Here is a 19,414-nt window from a genome sequence, read left to right on the forward strand (position 1 = left end):
CCCTACCCCAAATCCTTAAAATATAATTTAACTTTTTTTATTTTTTGAACATATTGATGTAAATTTTGATTTTCAAGTTCTTTTTCTAAATTGATAATATTTTTTTCTAAAGTAATCTTTAATGCTTTTATGTGATCCTTTAACATTAAAATCCATTCTAAATGCTCTTTAATCCAAAGTAAGGTTTTGTTAAAAGCATCTTCTTTTGTTTTAGGATTTAATACATAAATTCGAGCTAAGTTGAGTTCAAATTGGGTATTTAGAGGATTTATAAGTTCTTTTAAAATTAAAATTTTTTCTATTTTACTTTTAAAATAATCTAATTGTTCTATAACATTTTTAAAATTTTTCTCATCATTGCTTAAAAAAATTAAAGTGTTATAAAGATGCAAGCATTCTTTTTCTAAAGTATTACAAATTTTTATAGCTTTATACACTTTATAAAACGCTTTTAACATTAATTCTTTTTGTTTATTTTGATTTAATTTTTCAAGTTTTACAAAAGGCTTATTAAGTTTTTTTGTTAGTAATTGTTCGCATATTTGTTTGAAAGGTTTTTCTATGGTTCCTTTTATCCTAGCTCCACCTTCGGTGCAATTATAGGTTGTGGTATTTAGATATGTTTTTGCATTAAATACAGCTTCTTCTATTTGTGTTTTAAAAAGCATCCAGATTTCATTTGTAAAAACTTTATCTTGCCCACCATAGGCTATGGTAGTTAAATGATATGAAATATCTTTTGGATCATAGGTGTCATATTGTCCATAATAATACTCTTTAGGATGAGAAGAACCATCTTTTGCATAAGCTAAGTCTTGTCCTATAAAAATGATGTTTTTGTGTTCTAAATGTAGAGCTAGAAAATAAGCCATTGTCGCAACGCTTTGTCCCATATTCATATAGCCAAAGTCGTGTAATCCTATAAAATGAGTAAAAAAAGTATAATATGTAGCCGGAATTATTTTTCTATTATTTGCATTAAGATATTGAAAAGTATTAGGATGGGTTAAAGATTTTAATACAAACAACACATCCTTATCTAATTCTTTAAAATCATTATTAAAAAATTCAGAAGTTTCTTTAACTCTTTCCAAAGATAAAACATAATCAGGTTTTATACCTTCTTTAGCTAAGATAGGATAAGCACTATCAGCACAAAATATACTAGCATAATTAGTATATTGTTTTAACAAAGGAAGTTGTTTGATCAAAGAAGGTCCAGTTGAAACTATAATAGCCATATCGCTTAATTTTTTTCTTTTTAAACATAATTGTTTAAAAGAATAATTACTAATAATTTTAGGTAAATTATAGATAAAATTTTCTATTCCCATTAAAGAGTCTTGGGAATCATTTCCATACCTATAAATTGATCTTTTAATATGAAGTTGCATATTAGAATTAGTGTTTAAAATATCTTCTTGATATTTTTCATAATAATCACAATGAATATCTAAAAAATACACACGCAAGAAATTAAAAAAAGGACTATTAGAGCAAATTTCATTATATGAGTTGATATTAATTATATTGGTATCCAAAACAATCAAAGCACCATTTTTTAATTCTTCACTAAAGTCTATATAATGAAAACTTAAATAAATAAATTCTAATTCTTTTTCAAAAACAACAATCTTTTGTCTGTTTTTATTTTGCAAAAGAGCTTTGTATAAAATTCCATTTCCAAATCCATAAAAATAAAGCACAGGATATAAAAGATATTTATCATTGTATAAATTTAATTTTTCATTTAATTGCAAAAGCACATCTTCATAAAGCCTATACCCCCCCCCATTATGGATAAAATTAATATCTAATGCATCATTTCCTACTATAACTTTAAAATTATTCTTTTTAAAATTTTGTAATTTTTCTTTTAGTTTTACATTTTGTAAAGCTTGGATATTTTTTTCAAATAAAGCTTTTTGCATGGGGTTCCTTATTAAAATTATTTTTTATTCTATCAAATTTCAACTTGTGAATAAATTGTATATAAAAATATTTTTGCTATATTTTTAAAATAAAACGATAGAAGGTAGTATGACTCACGATTTTTATATGAATTTGGCTATTGATGAGGCTTGGAAATATCAATTTTTAACTTATCCAAACCCTGCCGTGGGCTGTGTGATTTTGGATAAAAATGGTAAAATTTTAAGCATAGAAGCACACAAAAAAGCAGGCAAGGCTCATGCAGAGCTTGAGGCTGTAAGCATAGCTTTGCAAAAACTAAATCCAAATTTAAACCTACCAAAAAATCCAAATGATTTGCATGAATTTATTTGCAAAAATCATCAAAATTTATTCAAAGATGCCATTGCTTATGTGAGTTTAGAACCTTGCAATCATCAAGGAAAAACTCCACCTTGTGCAAAACTTTTTAGTGAGCTTGGATTTAAAAAAGTTTTTATTGCCATAGAAGATGAACACCAAATAGCAAGTGGTGGAGCAAAGTTTTTAAAACAAAATGGCATAGAAGTTCAAATAGGTATATGTAAACAAAGGGCTAAAGATCTTTTAAAGCCTTTTTTAAAATGGCAAAAATCAAGTTTTAAATTTTTTAAACTTGCTCTTTCGCTAAATGGTTCAGCATATGGAAAAATAGTAAGTTCTAATGCAAGTAGAAGCTATGTTCATGCTGTGCGTTCAAAGCTTGATTTATTGGTGATAGGTGGTGAAACCATAAGGCATGATAGACCTATTTTGGATGCAAGATTAGCTCAAGCTAAAGCACCTAATTTATGTATATTAAGCCATCAAAATTTAGATGAGTTTGATAAAACTATACCTTTATTTGGTGTGCCAAATAGAAAGATTTTTTCAAGCATTCCTAATGAAGCTAAATTTGTTATGTATGAAGGTGGAGAGAATTTTTTAAAAGCTTTCAAAGATGAAATGGATATGTTTTTGATTTTTTCAAGTTCAAATTTAAATACTTTTGAAAATGTCAAGCTAGATATGAAATTAAAACCTTTATACAAAGGCTTTTTAGAAAATGATACTTATGGAATTTATGAAAAATACTAAAACCTTTTTTGGTTTTAGTAAATTTTTTGCGAGTTTAGTTGGGTGAAAATTTGCGTTAAGGTATTTGCAAAAAAACTTGCACTTTGTTCTTCTAATCTTTTTAAGAATTTATCTATAGCATCTTCTTTTTGCCAGATAGGATTTTTTACTTTGGCTAATTTTTCTAATTCTTTTTTAGCAAGTTCATAGTTTCCCACTTTATCAATTAATTTTAATTTTAAAGCTTCATCAGCTAAAAATACTTTTGCATCAGCCCAAATTTGTGTTTGATTTAGATCTAAATCGCGATTTTTAGCTACAAAATTTGTAAATAGCATATAGCTTTGATCGGCTAAATTTTGTAAAAATTCTTTTTCTTTTTCGCTCCATTGTCGCATGAAAGTTCCAGCTTCTTTGTATGTTCCAGCTTTTATGGTTTGATCGCTTATGCCTATTTTTTGAGCTAACTCGCTTGCATTAAAACCTTGCATAATCACCCCAATAGACCCTACAAAACTAGCAGGATTAGCAATGATGGTATTGGCTCCTACAGCACTTAAATAACTTCCGCTAGCTATGGTTCCACCAGCATATGCTATGACAGGTTTTTTAGCTTTTAAATCTTGTATAGCTAAGGCTATTTCCATACTTGGAGCAAATGCTCCACCAGGACTATCGATGTAAAATAATACTCCTTTTATAGCTTCATCATCTTTGAGTTTATAAATTTGCTCTAAAAGATTACTCGCATCGCTAATTTCGCCTTTTAAGTTGATTTGAGCTAAATTGGCATTAGAAAGTTTTGTATTTTCAGAGCTTGGAGAAAGGATTAAAAAAACTATAAATAAAAACACAAAAGTCTTAAAATAAGTGTTTATAAAAGAGATGATTTTGCCTATGCCTTTAAAAAATGATTTTATAATTTGCATTCTTTTCCTTCGATAAATATTTTTGAAACTTCTTTACTTTGTAGGATAAATTGCAAAGGAAGTTGCTCTAAATTAGCACTATTTGGTAGTTTAAAAATACTAAAATCAGCAATTTTACCTTTTTTGATTTCTCCTAAATTTAAATCTAAAGCTTTAGCGGCTTTATTTGTTGCCATTAAAAGCAATATTTTAGCAAATTTTTCTAATTCAAAATCACTATGGATTAATAAATTTGCTCGCATTTCATCTAGTATGCTTAGTGATACATTTGAGCTTAAACCATCACTTCCAAGGTGTATGTTAATACCTTTTTTTAAATTTTGTTTTAAATTAAATGTTTTTTTGCTTAATAATCTATTTGACATCACACAATGAGTGATTGAGTGTAAATTTTTATCCAAATTTTCAAATTCTTTTAAATATACACAATGGGTAAATAAAGTTCTGTGACCTTCAAAAAGTTTTAAAAAACTTGCAGGAGTATAAAAAGGTTTTGGGTTTTTGGTGAATTTGGCTAAACTTTTTTTAAATTTTCCTTTTTGAAAGCGTAGCCAATTGTTTTCATGATTGCTTTCTAGAAAATGAGTGCAAACTAAGTGTTTATTTTTTTTAGCGATATTGAGTGCAAATTGAGCAAGTTTAGGATGCGTAGAATATGGAGAATGTATAGATATAGCAGGGATAAATTTGGAGCTTTTAAATTTTAAGCTATCGTTGTATCTTTTTAAAAATTCTTCTTCTTTTTCTTTTATAAAAGTTTCATTTGATCCTAAAATTTCATTAAAAAATATGATTCTTGCTTGAGATTTTACACAAGATGTTAAATCGGTGCCAAAACTTGATATTTCTCCTATAGTGCTTGTGCCACTTTTTAGCATTTGTTGAATGTTTTTTAAGATTAAATTTTCTTTAGCTTTTTGGCTTAAATCAAAGCGATTTGTAAAAATACTTTCTAGCCAAGCTAAAAAATCTCCAAATACTAAATTTCCATTATTTGCACTATATTCTAAATGCGTATGAGGATTGATAAAAGCAGGTAAAAGAATAGAGTTTTTATCTATATCAATAAGCCTTGCTTGAGGATAATTTTTTTGTAAATTTTCTAAAGTATCTATTTGTAAAATTTTTTCATCAAATAGCAAAGCTTGATCTTTTAATATACTAAAATCATCATCGCAAACAAAAATCATTTTAGGGGCTATTATATACATGTATTATCCTTAATAAAAGGGAAATTGTAGCTAAAATTTAGCTTTAAAATGTTATAATATAGTAAATTTTGCTAAAAAGGTTTGAAGAATGAAAGTTATGGTTATACAAGGTCCAAATGTAAATATGCTAGGCATTAGAGAAACTCATATTTATGGCAATATGAAAATGGACGATATCCATGAACAAATGAAAATGGCTGCACAACAATCCAATGTTGAAATTGAATTTTTTCAAAGCAATTTTGAGGGAGAATTGGTGGATAAAATTCAAGAATGCATGGGAAGTGTTGATGGTATAATTATCAATGCAGCTGCTTACTCGCACACTTCTATAGCGATTCGCGATGCAATTGCAGCGATTAATTTACCTGTGATTGAAGTGCATATTAGCAATACTTATAGAAGAGAAGAATTTAGACAAAAAAGCATGATAGCACCAGTTTGTGCAGGTAGTATTATAGGTTTTGGTCCTTTTGGTTATCATATGGCGTTAATGGGACTTTTTCAAATTTTTGAAAGAATTAATGCTCACAAAGCAGCACAAGCTCAACAAAATCAATGAATTATATTTTAAAAAACGAGAATGCGCTTTTTTATGAGTGCGGATATTCTTGCGATAATGCTTTGTTTTTAAAATTAGAAAATGAAGCATTTTTTATTACTGATGCTAGATATGTATTTGAAGCAAAAGAATTTGTAAAAAATGCTCAAGTTGTATTAGCTCAAGATTTATTTGCTAAGGCAAGAGAATTATTAACAAATAATGCTATTAAAAAAATAAGTTTTGATCTAAAAGATTTCACTTGTTTTGATTTTAAAGAGCTTAGTAAAGATAGCACTATAGAATTTGAAGAAAAATTAGACTTAAGCAAAAACAAACGCATTATAAAAACTGCTCAAGAATTAGAAATTTTACAAAAGAGCGTGAATTTTGGGAAAGAATGCTTTGATGAATTTGCTAAATTTATTAGCAAAGAAGGGCATGGTAAAAGCGAAAAAGAGCTTTGGTTTAAAGCATGTGAAATTTTTCAAAAAAAAGGAAAATTAGGACTTTCGTTTTCTCCTATTGTGGCGATTAATGAAAATGCAGCCAAGGCTCATGCTTTACCAAGTGAGAAAAAATTAGAATTTGGAGATTTGTTATTAGTTGATGCTGGGGTGGTGTATCAAAGGTATTGTTCTGATCGTACTAGAACAGCTTGTTTTGATGAGAATGGAATAATTTTTGACAAAGATAAGCCTAATTTTAAAGACAAAGAAATAGCACAAATTTATGAAGTAGTTAAACAAGCTCAACTTAAAGCCATAGAAAAAGCGCGTGTTGGCATGAAGGCAAGTGAGCTTGATTTTATAGCTAGAGAAGTTATAAAAAATGCAGGCTTTGAGAAAGAATTTATACATAGTTTAGGTCATGGAGTAGGGCTTGATATACACGAGCTTCCAAACATTAGCCCAAGAAGTAATTTGGAGTTAAAAGAAGGAATGGTTTTTACTATCGAGCCTGGAATTTATATCCAAGATAAACTAGGAATTAGAATCGAAGATATGGTTTATCTGACTAAAGAAAAGGCGGTGGTATTGTAATTTGTTAATTAAAGGAGCTAGAAGGATAGAAAAAAATCGTTTTTTTCCTTTTTATTCGAATGAAAAAAAAAGAGGAAAATACATAGCCATTATAGGTTTAGGAAGCAATATAGAAGATGAAAAAAAACGCTTTTTGGCTTTTTTTAGACTTTTAATGCAAGATAGACGCTTGCAAGTGTTGCAAACCTCGCCATTTTTGATAAATAAAGCCTTTGGTTTTGAAGATCAAAAAGACTTTACTAATGCTGTGATGATAGTAAGCACTAGCTTGCATGCAAGAGCACTTTTAAAAGTTTTGTTTTTTTATGAGTTTAAATTCAAAAGAAAAAGAACTTTTAAAAATGCTCCTAGAACGCTGGATTTGGATTTGTTATATTTTTCAAAGAAAGCAAGAAAAGATGAGTATTGCACAGTGCCTCATATAGGGGTAAATGATAGAATTAGTGTAACTTTGCCTTTGGGCTTGTTAAGATAAGGAAAAACATGGGACAATTAATTCATACTTTTACGGTTGAAAGCACAGATGAGATTATACCTAAGGTAAAACAAGATTATGGTGATAAAGCTTTAATTGTAACTAATAAACAAATTAGACCAAAAACAATTAATCAAAAACCTTTATATGAAGTAATTGTAGCGATAGAAGAAGCTGATTATGAAGAGCATTTAAGACAAAATAACAAACCCCTGCCACCTAAGAAAAAACCAAGTATAGCTAATTTTCCTGAGTCAAAAATTCAAACTCCTTTACAAGAAGATGAAAAAAAAGAAGAAGATGTAGTGCTAGATTTTTCTTCAAAAGCAAAGCAAAAACCTATCAATCCTTACACTAGTAGTGATAAAAAAGATGATAATTTTTTAAATTTAAAAAATAAACTTTCTCAAGTTAGTTCAGAAATTAGCAAGGTTTCTAATTATCAGGATTTTTCTATGCCAAGTAATGCAAATTATGATAAAAAGATTGAAGCATTTGAAAAACAAATGAATAAGCTTAATGATAAAATGAATTTACTTGTAGATATGATGTGGGATGATAAAGCAGATTTGCGCAAAGAACTTGTCATACCACCTGAATTTGCAAGTATTTATAAACAAGCTAAGGCAAGTGGTATGCAAGAAGCTCATTTAGAAGCGATTATGAAAGCTACTATTGAAAATATGCCAAGCACTATGAAAGCAAATCAAGAAGCAGTTCAAAGATATTTTTACTCACTTTTAAGAAATATGCTTCCTTGTCGTTTAGAAAATGAAATAAAAAAGCAAAAAATTATGATGTTAGTGGGGCCAACAGGAGTAGGAAAAACAACTACTTTAGCAAAGCTAGCTTTTCGTTATGCTTATGGAGATAGACGCTATAAAACAGGGATTATTACGCTAGATACTTATAGAATTGGGGCAGTAGAGCAGCTTTTTCAATATGCTAAGATGATGAAATTACCTATTATTGATAGTATTGAGCCATCTGATTTAGATGATGCTATAAGAAGTTTAAATACTTGTGAGGTGATTTTAGTAGATACAACAGGAAATTCTCAGTACGATAAAGCAAAACTTGAAAAAACTAAAGAATTTTTATCGCATTCTAATGCGCAAATTGATGTAAATTTAGTCCTTTCGGCTAATACAAAATATGAAGATTTGCTAGAAACTTATAATAATTTTTCATTTTTAAATATAGATACTTTAATCATTACTAAATTTGATGAAACAAAGGTTTTTGGAAATGTTTTTTCATTATTATATGAAACTAACACTCCAATGAGCTTTTTTTCTATAGGACAAGAAGTTCCTGATGATATAGAAATGGCTAGTAGTGACTTTTTAGTGCGTTGTGTATTAGAGGGTTTTAAAAGGGATGAAAATGAGTAATCAAGCAGAAAAATTAAAAGATTTAATAAAAGATGAAAGAACTAGTACTAAACAAACTCATTTTATTGCTGTAACTAGTGGCAAAGGTGGTGTTGGTAAAAGTACTTTTAGTGCAAATTTAGGAAATATTTTATCTAAAAATGGCTACAAAGTAGGGCTTTTTGATGCAGATATTGGGCTTGCAAATTTAGATGTGATTTTAAATGTGCGTGTGGAAAAAAATCTTTTACATGTTTTAAAGGGTGAGTGCTCATTAGAAGATATTTTAATTGAGGTTAAGCCAAATTTGTGGCTTATTCCCGGTGAAAGTGGAGATGAGATTTTAAAATATAATGATAAAAATATTTATGAGAGATTTTTAAACCAAACTAGCATTTTGGATGATTTAGATTTTTTAATCATTGATACAGGAGCAGGTATTGGTGGAAATATAGGTAATTTTTTGGAAATGTCAGATGAGGTTATAGTGATTACCGTTCCTGATCCTGCTGCTATCACTGATGCTTATGCGACTATAAAAACCACTTCAAAAACTAAAGAAAATTTATTAATGGTATTTAATGTAGTCAAAAATGAAAGTGAAGCTTTAAGAATTTTTGATAATATTAAAAAAGTAGCAAGTATCAATATAAAACACAATTTAGATTTGGAATTTTTAGGCTTTTTAGCTCAAAGTAAAGATATAAGTTCAAGTATTAAAAAACGAACTTTATTTAGTGATGAAGATACTAATGCAAGCGATGAGCTCAAAGCTATAGCTTCTAAGCTTTTGTATAGGTTGGAACAAAAAGTGCTTAAAAATATAGGTGATAAAAGCATTATGAGCTTTTTCAAAAAGCTTTTGGATCGTTTTTAGGATTGAAGGAAATTTATGAGACCAGATAATTTTGTAGCTTTTTTTACAGTTTGTGGTTTTTTTATAGGTTTGATGTTTACGATAGTTAATATAAAAGATGCTATAGAAATAGTAGTATATACTTGTTTAATTACCTTTGTTTTTTATGTTTTGATACATATTGTTATTATGGTGTTTGTGGATATTCATAAAATTGGTGGTAGACATTTTAATAAAGAAAAATACGAAACAGAAAATAATAAATTCATCGCAGAATTAGCTGCTAGAGAAAAGAAAATGGATTATTTATTAGAAAAACTTCAAGAAGAAAGAGAAGATCTTAAAAAGCTTGAAACTTCTAATAAACGAAAAAGTGTGAAACATGCAGCCGCATAATGCCTACGCTTCAGCATTAAAAAAAGAACAAGATGATTTAGTAATCTCTTATATGCCTGCTTTAAGAGCTATGGCATTTAGACTAAAAGAGCGTTTGCCAGCAAATATTGATGTGAATGATTTAATTAGCATTGGTGTTGAAGAGATGATTAAACTTTCACGCCGTTATGATAAAGAGCAAAATGATAATTTTTGGGGTTTTGCAAGAAAAAGAGTTAATGGAGCTATGCTTGATTATCTAAGAAGCCTTGATGTAATGAGTCGAAGTAATAGAAAAATTATCAAAGAAATTGATGCTATAATTGATGAATTTTATCAAGAAAATGAAAAAGAACCAGATGATGAATATTTAGCACAAAGACTTAATTTAGAGGTAGAAAAAGTTAAAGAAGCAAGAGCTGCACACGCGATTTCACTTGTAATGCCTTTAGATGAGCAATTAAATTGTTTTAATGATAGTAATATCATAGAGCAAATTGAAAAAGAAGAATTGATAGAAAAAATCAATGCTGTTTTGGAAGAATTTAAAGAAAGAGAAAAATTAGTTATACAACTTTATTATTATGAAGAATTAAATTTAAAAGAAATTGCTGAAGTGTTAGAGATTAGCGAGTCTAGAATTTCACAAATTCACAAACGCTTATTAAAGAAAATTCGTGAGAGGTTAGCTTAGATGGCTGAGATACTTTCCCAAGAAGAAATTGATGCTTTATTAGAAGTTGTTGATGATGATAGCGATGATAGTGCTGCTTCTTCTAAACTTGAAGAATTAGAAGATAAAAGAGATATAGTTGTTTATGATTTTAAGCGTCCTAATAGGGTTTCAAAAGAACAACTTCGCTCTATTAAAGGTATACACGATAAACTTGCAAGAAATTTAGCTTCTCAAATTTCTTCTATGATGAGAAGTATCGTTGAGATTAAACTACACTCAGTGGATCAAATGACTTATGGTGAATTTTTAATGTCTTTGCCATCTCCAACTAGTTTTAATGTTTTTTCTATAAAACCTCTTGATGGAAACTGCGTATTGGAAATAAATCCAAGCATAGCTTTTCCTATGATAGATAGACTTTTAGGTGGGCAAGGTGATAGCTTTGATACTTTAAGAGAATTAACAGAAATTGAGCTTAATTTACTTGATTCTATTTTGCGTATTATCATGCAAAGACTTAAAGAAAGTTGGATGAATGTGAGTGAAATTTATCCAAGCGTAGAAGCAAAAGAGTCTAGTCCAAATGTTGTGCAAATTGTTTCGCAAAATGAAATTGTCATTATGGTGGTAATGGAAATTATCATAGGAAATTCAAGCGGTATGGTAAATATTTGTTATCCTGTTGTGCATTTAGAAAGTATTTTAAGCCGTCTTGCAAATCGTGATATAATGATGGGTGAAACAAGTGCTAAAAAATCAAGAAATAAAGAATTAAAAACCTTAATAGGTCGTGCAGAAGTTATATATGAAGCAATGCTGGGTAAAACTTTTATCAATGTGAGTGAATTTTTAGAGTTAAAACAAGGTGATATCTTAAAACTTGATAGAAGTGCAGATGATAAAGCTTTAGTAGCTATAGATAAAAAAGAAGTATTTTTAGCTCAAGTTGGTCTTCATAGGTTTAGAAAATCAATTAAAATTCTAGAACTCATTAAAACAGATAAAGATGAGATCAAAGAAATGCTTGAAAGATATGAAGATGAAAGAAGAGCAAAAGCAAATTCTTATGATGAGAATGAAGAAGTAGAGGAGGATGAAGATGATTAATAATTTTTTGAGTATATTTGTAAATGAATGTATCAGCACTATTGAAGGTTTGACAGGCAAAAGTGCTGAATTTAGCGAGTATTATGAGTATGATGTAAGTGCTCAAGACTCTATGACTCCTCCTTTAGTTAGTGCTACTTTTATAGTAAATGATGATATGAAAATCAAAGTTTTAGCAAGTGCTGTTTTAATGAGTGCCATTGGTGAATGGATGATGGGCGAAGAAGAAATTTCTAAAAACAGCGAATTAAACGAAGATGAAATGGATGCAGCAAAAGAAGCTATACAAAATATCATCTCAGCATTTTCTACTACTTTAGGTGCTCAAAAAGAAATTCCTAAAATGGAATTTAGTTTAGAAAATTGTGAATTTGTAGCAGATAGTTTAGAACTTGGTGGTTTTCATAAATTATATTTATACAATGTAAAAATTGCAGATTTAGAAGAAAAAGTTTCTCTTGTATTTGATGAAAAAATTTACAAAGTTTTAACTAAAGCAGATTTAGAAGAAGTGGTAGCAAATTCATCTAATTCCACAGATGGAACACAAGATCATAAAATTTTAGCTAATGTAGAAGAGCTAAAAAATATTGGTTTGATTATGGATGTGCGTTTGCCTATAAGAGTGCGTATAGGTAGTAAAAAAATGCTTTTAAAAGATGTTTTGACTATGGATATTGGCTCAGTTATCGAACTTGATCAACTTGCAAATGATCCTTTAGAAATTTTAATAGGCGATAAAAAAATTGCTTATGGTGAAGTTGTAATTGTAGATGGAAATTTTGGTGTGCAGATTACTGAGATTGGCTCTAAAAAAGAAAGATTAGAACAATTAAGATGAAAGAAATCATTGAGGATATAAAATATTTAGATGAGTTAAAAAAATTATCAAAAGCTATAACTTTTTTTGGTTCAGCAAGATTAGCTCAAGATAATGAATATAGCATTCTTGCTTCTAAATTAGCTCAAGAATTAGCAAATTTAGGATATTGTATAGTTAGTGGCGGTGGAGCAGGGATTATGCAAGCTGCTAATTATGGTGCGATGCAAAGTAGCAATTCTCATTTAAAATCCATAGGATTTAATATACATTTACCATTTGAGCAAAAAGCAAATGAGTTTTTAGAGTATAATATAACTTTTAAGAGCTTAGCCATTCGCAAAATGGCTCTTATTCAAAAGAGTTTTGCTTTTGTGATTTTCCCAGGCGGCTTTGGAACATTGGATGAATTTTTTGAAATTCTTACCCTTAAACAGCTTGAATTTAAAAAAGGTGTTCCTATTATTCTAGTTGGGCAAAAATTTTGGCAACCTCTTGATAAATTTATTAAAACTTCTTTGTTAGAGCTTAATGTTATATCCAAAAACGATGAGTTAAAATATAGTATAAGCGATGATTTAAGTGAGATTATAAAAATAATAAAGGACAATGATGAAAATTCTTGTTGCAATGAGCGGGGGTGTAGATAGTACTGTTACTGCTTATAAATTAAAACAAGCTGGTCATGAGGTGCAAGGTTGTTATATGAAACTTCATGGTAAGCCAAATTATCATGAAGAAAATATCAAAAAAGTTGAAAAAGTTGCTAATTTTTTGGGTATTAAATATCATATTTTAGACTTGCAAGAAGATTTTAAAAAGCAAGTTTATATGCCTTTTGTGGATACTTATAAAGAAGGAAAAACCCCAAATCCTTGTGCTTTGTGTAATCGTTTTATAAAACTTGGAAAATTATTAGAATTTGCTAAAAGTTTAGGTTGTGAAAAACTTGCAACGGGTCATTATGCAAGGATAGAAAATAATTTAATTAAATGTGCTTTTGATGAAAGTAAAGATCAAAGTTATTTTTTAGCAAGTGCTGATAAAGATGCTTTAAAATATTTGATATTTCCACTTGGGGATATGAAGAAAGAAGATGTTAAAAAATTTGCTTCTACTATAGAAGTACTAAAATCTTTTGCTACTCAAAAAGAAAGCTCTGAAATTTGTTTTGTGGAAGATACCTATGTGCAAGTTTTAGATCAATTTATGGATACTAAAATTCCTGGAATTGTTAGAGATAGTAGTGGTAAAGAAGTAGGAAAACACGAAGGTTATATGCACTATACCATAGGAAAAAGACGAGGTTTTGAAGTAAAGGGTGCGCATGAGCCACATTTTGTGCTAAAAATTGATCCTAGTAAAAATGAAATTATAGTAGGCAAAAAAGAAGAACTTAAAGTAAGCAGTTTTGAGTTAAAAAATATTAATTTATTTGTCGAACAAAAACAAATTGAATGTGGTGTAAAAATTCGCTATAGAAGCAAAATGACTCCTTGTATTCTTACCATTGAAGATGATAAGATCAAAGTAGAATTAAAAGAAGCAATTTATGGCGTTGCTAGTGGTCAAATGGCTGTGTTTTATGATAAAGATTTGGTTTTAGCAAGTGGATTTATTAAATAGTTAAAAATTAGCAGATGAAAATCTATTAAAATATTAACGCGATTTTTTAAAATCTCGTTAATATTATTTTATTTTATTCAGTCATATCAACAATTGCTCCACTATTTTCACATCTTTCTTTATTCCATTTTCTTGTATCGCATGCTCCATAAACTATTTTATGTTTATTTAAATCTCCATTTTTATAATTGATATAAACAACATCTCCATATTCTATTTCACCTCTTGCGACATCATCTAACAAACCATCTTGTTCTATTTTAATCTCTTCAAAATCTTCAGCTACTTCAAGATGTCTTTCTTTTAAAGCATTTAAATCAACATCTTTAAGACTTTTTATCACAACATTAGCATCTATCTTTTTTTAAAGTTTTAATGAATAAATCATAACCGCCTTTAGAACCTCTACTTGGATCATATTTATAATCTACTCCATTAGCACACGCAATAAAGAAACTAATGCTAAAGCACCAAACATTGTTTTCTTAATCATTTTATATCTTTTCTTATATATTATTTATCATCAAAATAAATTTAATTTTTAAAATATCTCCATAATGCTTATATCAAACCATAAAAGATCAAATTTAAGTAAAATTCCATAAATGACTGCACTAAACAATCCTGCAAAAATTCCTGCCAAAACATCATCTAGCATTACGCCTAAACCACCTTTGGTTTTTTTATCGATTTTGCCTATGATGGAAGGTTTGGTAATATCAAAAAATCTAAACAATACAAAAGAAAGTAAGAATGTAAAAACACTCTGCCCGCAAATTGCTAAGGCTAAAAATACTCCTATAACCTCGTCTATAACGATGTGTTTATCATCGTGTTTGCCTGTTTGTTTTTCATATTGATCTATGATTTTAATAGAGATCAAAAAAAGTAAAATCGCAAGTAAAATTAAAGTTCCTATGCCAAGATATCTTAGTATAAAAAAAGCAGGGATGAGTGCTGCTATAGTTCCAAAGGTTCCTGGAGCTTTACTTACACTACCTGAGTAAAAAAAAGTTAAAAATAATTTTTGCATTTTCACACCATATAAGACATTTGATGGAGTTTTATAAGTTGTTCGTAAAATTCTTTATCGCTTCTGTATTCTAAAATTCCATGCGTTGGGAATAAATTGCTATAAATATTTTGTTTATTATGAAAGCGATTTGGAAAAAGCTCTGATAAAATCAAAGCAGAAATTTCTCTTCTTATAAAAACTGCTGGTGGAATGATACCAAGTCTTAGTAAATTTTTTAAAGAATCCCCGTGGTATTTCATATGATGATGAGCTCCATGTGGGCATGATTTAGTACTTACTATCATTTTACATTCATCACAAAATACAAATTCAGGAAGTATGGTTACTTCTATATTATAATCTTTTGCAAAATCATCAAGCACGGTAAAAGCTCTATTTTGATTAAAAAACATTCCAAGTCCAGCATGATTTTGCCCTACAAAAAGTTTATTACAATTAAAACTTTTGGCTAAAGCACATTCTAAAATAGGATTTAAATGAGAAGCAAAAATTTTTATATTATGCAAAGGTATGAGTAAAACTCTTGAAGAAGGTAAATAATTTTGAGCAAATACATCAAAGCAACGCTTTTTTAAATTTAAACTCAAACCATTATTTTCATAAGATTCTATAAGGAAAATGATGACTAAATCAGATTGCTCTATGGCCCATCTTAAAATTCTCTCATGTGCTCTATGGAAAGGATCAAAGCTTGAAACTATGGCTGTAATGTTAGAAGGATTGAGTCTTTTTTTGATTTTTTCAAAATTTTCTTTGAGGGTTTTAATGCGGTTTTGATAAATTTCAAATTCACCGCTAATACAAATTTCGCCAAAATCTTCAATCAAGCAAGTATTAGGTCTAAAAATATCATTAGTATTTTTATCATTTTCAAATTTACTCTCTAATATGATGTGTCCTACCACTTGATCATTGCAAATAAATTCTAGTTTATCTTGAGTTTTTGCATGTTCTAGGGTTTTTTTGTTTATACTAGATGGAGCAAAGGTCAAAGCATAAGGAATTTTATGCTGATTTACCATTTTTGTTTTTAAAAATTCATCTCTTTGTTCTTGGTTCATTAACCTAGTAAAAGATCCAAAAATCCCTTCTTTGATAAAACATAAAACTTCGTATTCTTCTTCTGAGATTATAATGCTATTTTTTCTTGCTGATGCCATATTTTTTCCTTTTTTCCCATAAAGATTTTCTTGAAATTCCTAACTTTTTAGACAAATCAGTATCCGGAAAGACATTTTGATAACTTACTATAATATGTTTAACATAATCATCAATAGTCAAAATTCCATTAGTCTCAAAGTTTTTTTCTTCGGTCTCAAGCTCTAAAATAGGAATTTCTTTATGCTCTAAGCTTGTATTAGTATGTATGATGATGGATTTTTTTATTGCTAAATTTAAAACTTTTTCTTTTTCAGATGGTTTTAAATTTTGAAAATTAACCAAATAATACAAAGCATTATCTTTTAAAATTTTATCAATATTTTGGGGATGAGAAAGATCTAAATATATGCTAGCAATATTATTTTCATTAGAAAAATTAAATACAAAACAATCTGCGTAGTTTTGGTTGTTTGTTTTTAAAATAAGTGGTAGTTTTATTTTTTTATAGTCAAAACTAGGAAGTTTTATGGTTTCAAATTTATGTTTTAAATATGATTTATAAGTATGATTTAAAATACTCATTTTTTTAAAATCTTGAAAGTGTTTGATCTTTCTTGTTAGTTCTTCTATCATAAAAGGTTTTTGTATATAATCGCTCGCTCCTGCTTTAAGCGGTGATAAAACAGTATCTGAGCTTATATAAGAAATCAATAATATCACAATTTTATGCTTAAAAGTCTCTACTATGTGTTCAAAATTTGCAATACTAGTTGATAACAAAATAATCTCATAATCATGATTTGAAAGCTCATTTACGCTTGTGATAATATCGCATTCATATCCTATGGAATTTAATTTTGATCCTATACTTTGAGCTAAATAAAATTCATTTTCTACGATTAATACTTTCATTGTTTCATCCAATCATAATATTTTAAATTTGCACTAGCTAAGACGGCTATGCCTTCTTTTCTGCCTATAAAACCTAAATGTTCAGTAGTGGTAGCTTTGATATTGATTTTATTTGGCGTAGTTTTTAAAAATTTAGCGATATTAAAAGCAATATCATCTTTAAATTCTTTCATTTTTGGAGTTTGAGCTATGATGGTTATATCAGCATTTACAAGTTCAAACCCATAATTTTGCACCATATTGTAAGCATTTTGTAATAAAAGCATAGAATCTGCGTTTTTATATTGCATGTCATTATCTGGGAAAAGTTCTCCAATATCTCCAAGTCCAGCAGCTCCTAAAAGCGCATCAATTAACGCATGAGCTAATACATCTCCATCAGAATGAGCTTTAAGTCCCATACTAGGATGAATTTTAATCCCTCCTAAAAGCAAAGCCCTTTCTTCTCCAAATTCATGCACATCAAAACCATTACCATTAAATATATCTTGTGAAGGTTTTGGAAGATTTAAGCTCAATAAATCCTCTTTATAGGTGATTTTTTTAGCCATTTCATCGCCTTGGATATACCATATTTTTCCACCAAGTGATTGAATGGCTGTGCTATCATCAGTAAAATCCAAATTTGCTTGCAATGCTTTTTTGAGCATACTTGTTTTAGAAAGTTGAGGAGTTTGTATGAGTTTGATTTTATCCCTTTGGATGCAATTTTCTCCATAAATAGTAGTATCACTTACTTTTAATACAGGGCTTATACAATCTGCTTTATCGTAATTTTCAAGAAGATTGTTAAATAAATTTTTGCTAATTAAAACTCTAGCAACATCACTGACTAAGACATACTCACTTTGGATTAATTCTAAAGCATTAAGTAAAGATTTAGCTCTTGTATTGCCACCTTGAACAAATTTATATTCTGGAGCAAATTTTTTCATATAAGAAATATTACCAGAAGTAACAACTACTTGTTTAAAAGGGTAAAAAGAGCTAAGATTTTTGGTTGCATATAACCATAAAGGCAGATCACCTAATCTTAAAAATTGTTTTTTTACAGGGAGATTGAATCTTGTTGATTCCCCAGCAGATAGCATAATCAAGGAAATATCTAACATCTGTTACACCTTAATTTTTATAAATGTTACGATATTATACATCATAAAAGCCAAAATTAATATTTATACTAGTAGAATTATTTTTTTAAACAATTAAGGAGAACAATTGTGAGAGAAAAAATAGAAGAAAGATTAAAACAAGTCATATATCCAGGTTTTAAAAAAGATATTGTAAGTTTTAATTTTGTAAAGCAAATTGAAGTTAATAACCAAAAAGCACATATTGTAGTTGAAATTGTCTCAGCTAATGCTCAAGTTGCACAAGAATTAAGACTTAATATTGCTAATGTTTTAAAGGATTTAAATTTAGAACTTGAACTAGAAATCATCCAACCAAAAATTCCAGAAGAAAAAAGCAATTCAAGAAGTGGTAAAAATATTACTCCACAGATTAAAAATTTTATTATGATTTCTAGCGGTAAAGGCGGAGTTGGTAAAAGCACTACTACTTTAAATTTAGCAATTTCTTTAGCTAAAATGGGCAAAAGAGTTGGACTTTTAGATGCTGATATTTATGGACCAAATATACCAAGAATGCTAGGAGAAAATAAAAGTAAGCCCGAAATTGTAGGACAAAAAATTCGTCCTATTTTATCGCATGGGGTTTATATGATGAGTATGGGTGTATTGATAGAAGAAGGAAAGGGCTTGATGTGGCGTGGAGCTATGATAATGAAAGCTATTGAGCAGTTATTAGCTGATGTGTTGTGGCCTGAGCTTGATGTTTTATTACTTGATATGCCTCCAGGAACAGGTGATGCGCAAATTACTTTAGCTCAAAGTGTGCCAGTTAGTGCAGGTGTATGTGTAAGCACTCCACAAGTGGTATCTTTAGATGATAGCAAAAGAGCACTTGATATGTTTGAAAAATTACATATCCCAATAGCAGGAATTATAGAAAATATGAGTGGATTTTTATGCCCTGATAATAATAAAGAATATGATATTTTTGGTAAAGGCACCACTGAAGAAATGGCAAAAGCATATAAATGTGAAGTTTTAGCTCAAATTCCTATAGAAATGAGTGTTAGAGAAGGTGGAGATAATGGAAAACCTGTGAGTTTTTATTTGCCTGAAAGTCTTAGTTCAAAAAGATATTTACAAGCTGCTGAAAAAATTTGGGAATTTATAGAAAGGGTTAATCAAGAAGGTAAGGTTGATAACGCAGCTATACAACCTATAATGAATGGCAAGAGTGCTTGCTCACAATAAAGG

21 protein-coding genes are annotated in these 19,414 nt (G+C 29.0%); 13 read left to right on the plus strand and 8 right to left on the minus strand.

The features are described from left to right. Positions 1-2: 2 nt before the first annotated feature. A complete protein-coding gene (locus tag CVOLT_RS01105) occupies positions 3-1,931 on the minus strand; it encodes a motility associated factor glycosyltransferase family protein (RefSeq protein WP_039665065.1) in 1,929 nt (642 codons plus the stop codon). Positions 1,932-2,040: 109 nt separating this feature from the next. Here CVOLT_RS01105 and ribD point away from each other — a divergent pair, with 109 nt between their 5' ends. After that, positions 2,041-3,027 carry a bifunctional diaminohydroxyphosphoribosylaminopyrimidine deaminase/5-amino-6-(5-phosphoribosylamino)uracil reductase RibD gene (gene ribD / locus CVOLT_RS01110; RefSeq protein ID WP_039665066.1) on the plus strand — a complete coding sequence of 329 codons (987 nt, stop codon included), beginning with the start codon at positions 2,041-2,043 and terminating at the stop codon, positions 3,025-3,027. Between the two features lie 14 nt (positions 3,028-3,041). Here ribD and sppA read toward each other — a convergent pair whose 3' ends face one another. Together sppA and mqnF are read right to left on the minus strand one after the other, a co-directional pair. Next, positions 3,042-3,935 carry a signal peptide peptidase SppA gene (gene sppA / locus CVOLT_RS01115; protein WP_039665067.1) on the minus strand — a complete coding sequence of 298 codons (894 nt, stop codon included), beginning with the start codon at positions 3,933-3,935 and terminating at the stop codon, positions 3,042-3,044. Then, positions 3,923-5,146, minus strand: a complete 1,224-nt coding sequence (gene mqnF / locus CVOLT_RS01120) for an aminofutalosine deaminase family hydrolase (protein WP_039665068.1) — start codon at positions 5,144-5,146, stop codon at positions 3,923-3,925. The genes sppA and mqnF overlap by 13 nt, the downstream gene beginning before the upstream one ends. 88 nt (positions 5,147-5,234) lie before the next feature. Here mqnF and aroQ point away from each other — a divergent pair, with 88 nt between their 5' ends. From aroQ to mnmA, 11 genes are read left to right on the plus strand one after another with little or no spacing between them, the layout of a single operon-like run. Beyond that, the gene (gene aroQ / locus CVOLT_RS01125) at positions 5,235-5,708 is read left to right on the plus strand and encodes a type II 3-dehydroquinate dehydratase (protein WP_039665069.1); all 474 of its coding nucleotides are present in this window, start codon (positions 5,235-5,237) and stop codon (positions 5,706-5,708) included. Then, positions 5,705-6,730 carry a M24 family metallopeptidase gene (locus tag CVOLT_RS01130; protein WP_039665070.1) on the plus strand — a complete coding sequence of 342 codons (1,026 nt, stop codon included), beginning with the start codon at positions 5,705-5,707 and terminating at the stop codon, positions 6,728-6,730. Before aroQ ends, CVOLT_RS01130 begins: the two co-directional genes overlap by 4 nt. Position 6,731: 1 nt before the next feature. After that, entirely contained in the window at positions 6,732-7,205 is a 474-nt protein-coding gene (gene folK / locus CVOLT_RS01135) for a 2-amino-4-hydroxy-6-hydroxymethyldihydropteridine diphosphokinase (protein ID WP_039665071.1), read from the plus strand. Positions 7,206-7,213: 8 nt separating this feature from the next. Beyond that, positions 7,214-8,599 (plus strand): flagellar biosynthesis GTPase FlhF, encoded by a 1,386-nt coding sequence (flhF, locus tag CVOLT_RS01140; RefSeq protein WP_039665072.1) that lies wholly within the window; start codon positions 7,214-7,216, stop codon positions 8,597-8,599. Continuing rightward, positions 8,592-9,455 (plus strand): P-loop NTPase, encoded by an 864-nt coding sequence (locus CVOLT_RS01145; protein WP_039665073.1) that lies wholly within the window; start codon positions 8,592-8,594, stop codon positions 9,453-9,455. The genes flhF and CVOLT_RS01145 overlap by 8 nt, the downstream gene beginning before the upstream one ends. Before the next feature lie 15 nt (positions 9,456-9,470). Next, a complete protein-coding gene (locus tag CVOLT_RS01150; RefSeq protein WP_039665074.1) occupies positions 9,471-9,830 on the plus strand; it encodes a membrane protein in 360 nt (119 codons plus the stop codon). Further along, positions 9,817-10,503 (plus strand): RNA polymerase sigma factor FliA, encoded by a 687-nt coding sequence (locus tag CVOLT_RS01155; RefSeq protein WP_039665075.1) that lies wholly within the window; start codon positions 9,817-9,819, stop codon positions 10,501-10,503. The genes CVOLT_RS01150 and CVOLT_RS01155 overlap by 14 nt, the downstream gene beginning before the upstream one ends. Then, entirely contained in the window at positions 10,504-11,592 is a 1,089-nt protein-coding gene (gene fliM, locus CVOLT_RS01160) for a flagellar motor switch protein FliM (RefSeq protein ID WP_039665076.1), read from the plus strand. Beyond that, on the plus strand, positions 11,585-12,433 hold the full coding sequence (fliY, locus tag CVOLT_RS01165) for a flagellar motor switch protein FliY (RefSeq protein WP_039665077.1): 849 nt from the start codon (positions 11,585-11,587) through the stop codon (positions 12,431-12,433). The genes fliM and fliY overlap by 8 nt, the downstream gene beginning before the upstream one ends. Then, on the plus strand, positions 12,430-13,062 hold the full coding sequence (locus CVOLT_RS01170; protein WP_039665078.1) for an LOG family protein: 633 nt from the start codon (positions 12,430-12,432) through the stop codon (positions 13,060-13,062). The genes fliY and CVOLT_RS01170 overlap by 4 nt, the downstream gene beginning before the upstream one ends. Then, on the plus strand, positions 13,025-14,038 hold the full coding sequence (gene mnmA / locus CVOLT_RS01175; protein ID WP_039665079.1) for a tRNA 2-thiouridine(34) synthase MnmA: 1,014 nt from the start codon (positions 13,025-13,027) through the stop codon (positions 14,036-14,038). Before CVOLT_RS01170 ends, mnmA begins: the two co-directional genes overlap by 38 nt. Before the next feature lie 73 nt (positions 14,039-14,111). Here mnmA and CVOLT_RS01180 read toward each other — a convergent pair whose 3' ends face one another. From CVOLT_RS01180 to CVOLT_RS01200, 5 genes are all read right to left on the minus strand, one after another. Further along, positions 14,112-14,381 carry a hypothetical protein gene (locus CVOLT_RS01180; RefSeq protein ID WP_039665080.1) on the minus strand — a complete coding sequence of 90 codons (270 nt, stop codon included), beginning with the start codon at positions 14,379-14,381 and terminating at the stop codon, positions 14,112-14,114. Positions 14,382-14,579: 198 nt separating this feature from the next. Continuing rightward, positions 14,580-15,071: a phosphatidylglycerophosphatase A family protein gene (locus tag CVOLT_RS01185; RefSeq protein ID WP_039665081.1), complete on the minus strand. Its 492-nt coding sequence runs from the start codon at positions 15,069-15,071 to the stop codon at positions 14,580-14,582. 2 nt (positions 15,072-15,073) lie between these two features. Beyond that, positions 15,074-16,234, minus strand: coding sequence for an ATP sulfurylase (sulfate adenylyltransferase) (locus CVOLT_RS01190; RefSeq protein WP_039665082.1), 1,161 nt, complete (start codon positions 16,232-16,234; stop codon positions 15,074-15,076). Next, a complete protein-coding gene (locus CVOLT_RS01195; RefSeq protein ID WP_039665083.1) occupies positions 16,212-17,087 on the minus strand; it encodes a receiver domain protein in 876 nt (291 codons plus the stop codon). The genes CVOLT_RS01190 and CVOLT_RS01195 overlap by 23 nt, the downstream gene beginning before the upstream one ends. Continuing rightward, positions 17,084-18,199, minus strand: coding sequence for a bifunctional 2-C-methyl-D-erythritol 4-phosphate cytidylyltransferase/2-C-methyl-D-erythritol 2,4-cyclodiphosphate synthase (locus CVOLT_RS01200; protein ID WP_039665084.1), 1,116 nt, complete (start codon positions 18,197-18,199; stop codon positions 17,084-17,086). The genes CVOLT_RS01195 and CVOLT_RS01200 overlap by 4 nt, the downstream gene beginning before the upstream one ends. Positions 18,200-18,307: 108 nt before the next feature. Here CVOLT_RS01200 and CVOLT_RS01205 point away from each other — a divergent pair, with 108 nt between their 5' ends. Beyond that, positions 18,308-19,411: an Mrp/NBP35 family ATP-binding protein gene (locus CVOLT_RS01205; RefSeq protein WP_039665085.1), complete on the plus strand. Its 1,104-nt coding sequence runs from the start codon at positions 18,308-18,310 to the stop codon at positions 19,409-19,411. Positions 19,412-19,414 lie beyond the last annotated feature (3 nt).

Origin of the sequence: Campylobacter volucris (assembly GCF_008245045.1) — a bacterium.
GTDB classification, from domain to species: domain Bacteria; phylum Campylobacterota; class Campylobacteria; order Campylobacterales; family Campylobacteraceae; genus Campylobacter_D; species Campylobacter_D volucris.

Bases quoted from the DNA above. Each gene is read 5' to 3' on its own strand.
- CVOLT_RS01105 (WP_039665065.1), bottom strand. From the start codon at position 1,931: ATGCAAAAAGCTTTATTTGAAAAAAATATCCAAGCTTTACAAAATGTA.
- CVOLT_RS01130 (WP_039665070.1), top strand. From the start codon at position 5,705: ATGAATTATATTTTAAAAAACGAGAATGCGCTTTTTTATGAGTGCGGA.
- fliM (WP_039665076.1), top strand. From the start codon at position 10,504: ATGGCTGAGATACTTTCCCAAGAAGAAATTGATGCTTTATTAGAAGTT.
- aroQ (WP_039665069.1), top strand. From the start codon at position 5,235: ATGAAAGTTATGGTTATACAAGGTCCAAATGTAAATATGCTAGGCATT.
- CVOLT_RS01155 (WP_039665075.1), top strand. From the start codon at position 9,817: ATGCAGCCGCATAATGCCTACGCTTCAGCATTAAAAAAAGAACAAGAT.
- ribD (WP_039665066.1), top strand. From the start codon at position 2,041: ATGACTCACGATTTTTATATGAATTTGGCTATTGATGAGGCTTGGAAA.
- flhF (WP_039665072.1), top strand. From the start codon at position 7,214: ATGGGACAATTAATTCATACTTTTACGGTTGAAAGCACAGATGAGATT.
- sppA (WP_039665067.1), bottom strand. From the start codon at position 3,935: ATGCAAATTATAAAATCATTTTTTAAAGGCATAGGCAAAATCATCTCT.
- CVOLT_RS01190 (WP_039665082.1), bottom strand. From the start codon at position 16,234: ATGGCATCAGCAAGAAAAAATAGCATTATAATCTCAGAAGAAGAATAC.
- CVOLT_RS01185 (WP_039665081.1), bottom strand. From the start codon at position 15,071: ATGCAAAAATTATTTTTAACTTTTTTTTACTCAGGTAGTGTAAGTAAA.
- mqnF (WP_039665068.1), bottom strand. From the start codon at position 5,146: ATGTATATAATAGCCCCTAAAATGATTTTTGTTTGCGATGATGATTTT.
- CVOLT_RS01170 (WP_039665078.1), top strand. From the start codon at position 12,430: ATGAAAGAAATCATTGAGGATATAAAATATTTAGATGAGTTAAAAAAA.
- CVOLT_RS01150 (WP_039665074.1), top strand. From the start codon at position 9,471: ATGAGACCAGATAATTTTGTAGCTTTTTTTACAGTTTGTGGTTTTTTT.
- fliY (WP_039665077.1), top strand. From the start codon at position 11,585: ATGATTAATAATTTTTTGAGTATATTTGTAAATGAATGTATCAGCACT.
- CVOLT_RS01200 (WP_039665084.1), bottom strand. From the start codon at position 18,199: ATGTTAGATATTTCCTTGATTATGCTATCTGCTGGGGAATCAACAAGA.
- CVOLT_RS01145 (WP_039665073.1), top strand. From the start codon at position 8,592: ATGAGTAATCAAGCAGAAAAATTAAAAGATTTAATAAAAGATGAAAGA.
- mnmA (WP_039665079.1), top strand. From the start codon at position 13,025: ATGAAAATTCTTGTTGCAATGAGCGGGGGTGTAGATAGTACTGTTACT.
- CVOLT_RS01195 (WP_039665083.1), bottom strand. From the start codon at position 17,087: ATGAAAGTATTAATCGTAGAAAATGAATTTTATTTAGCTCAAAGTATA.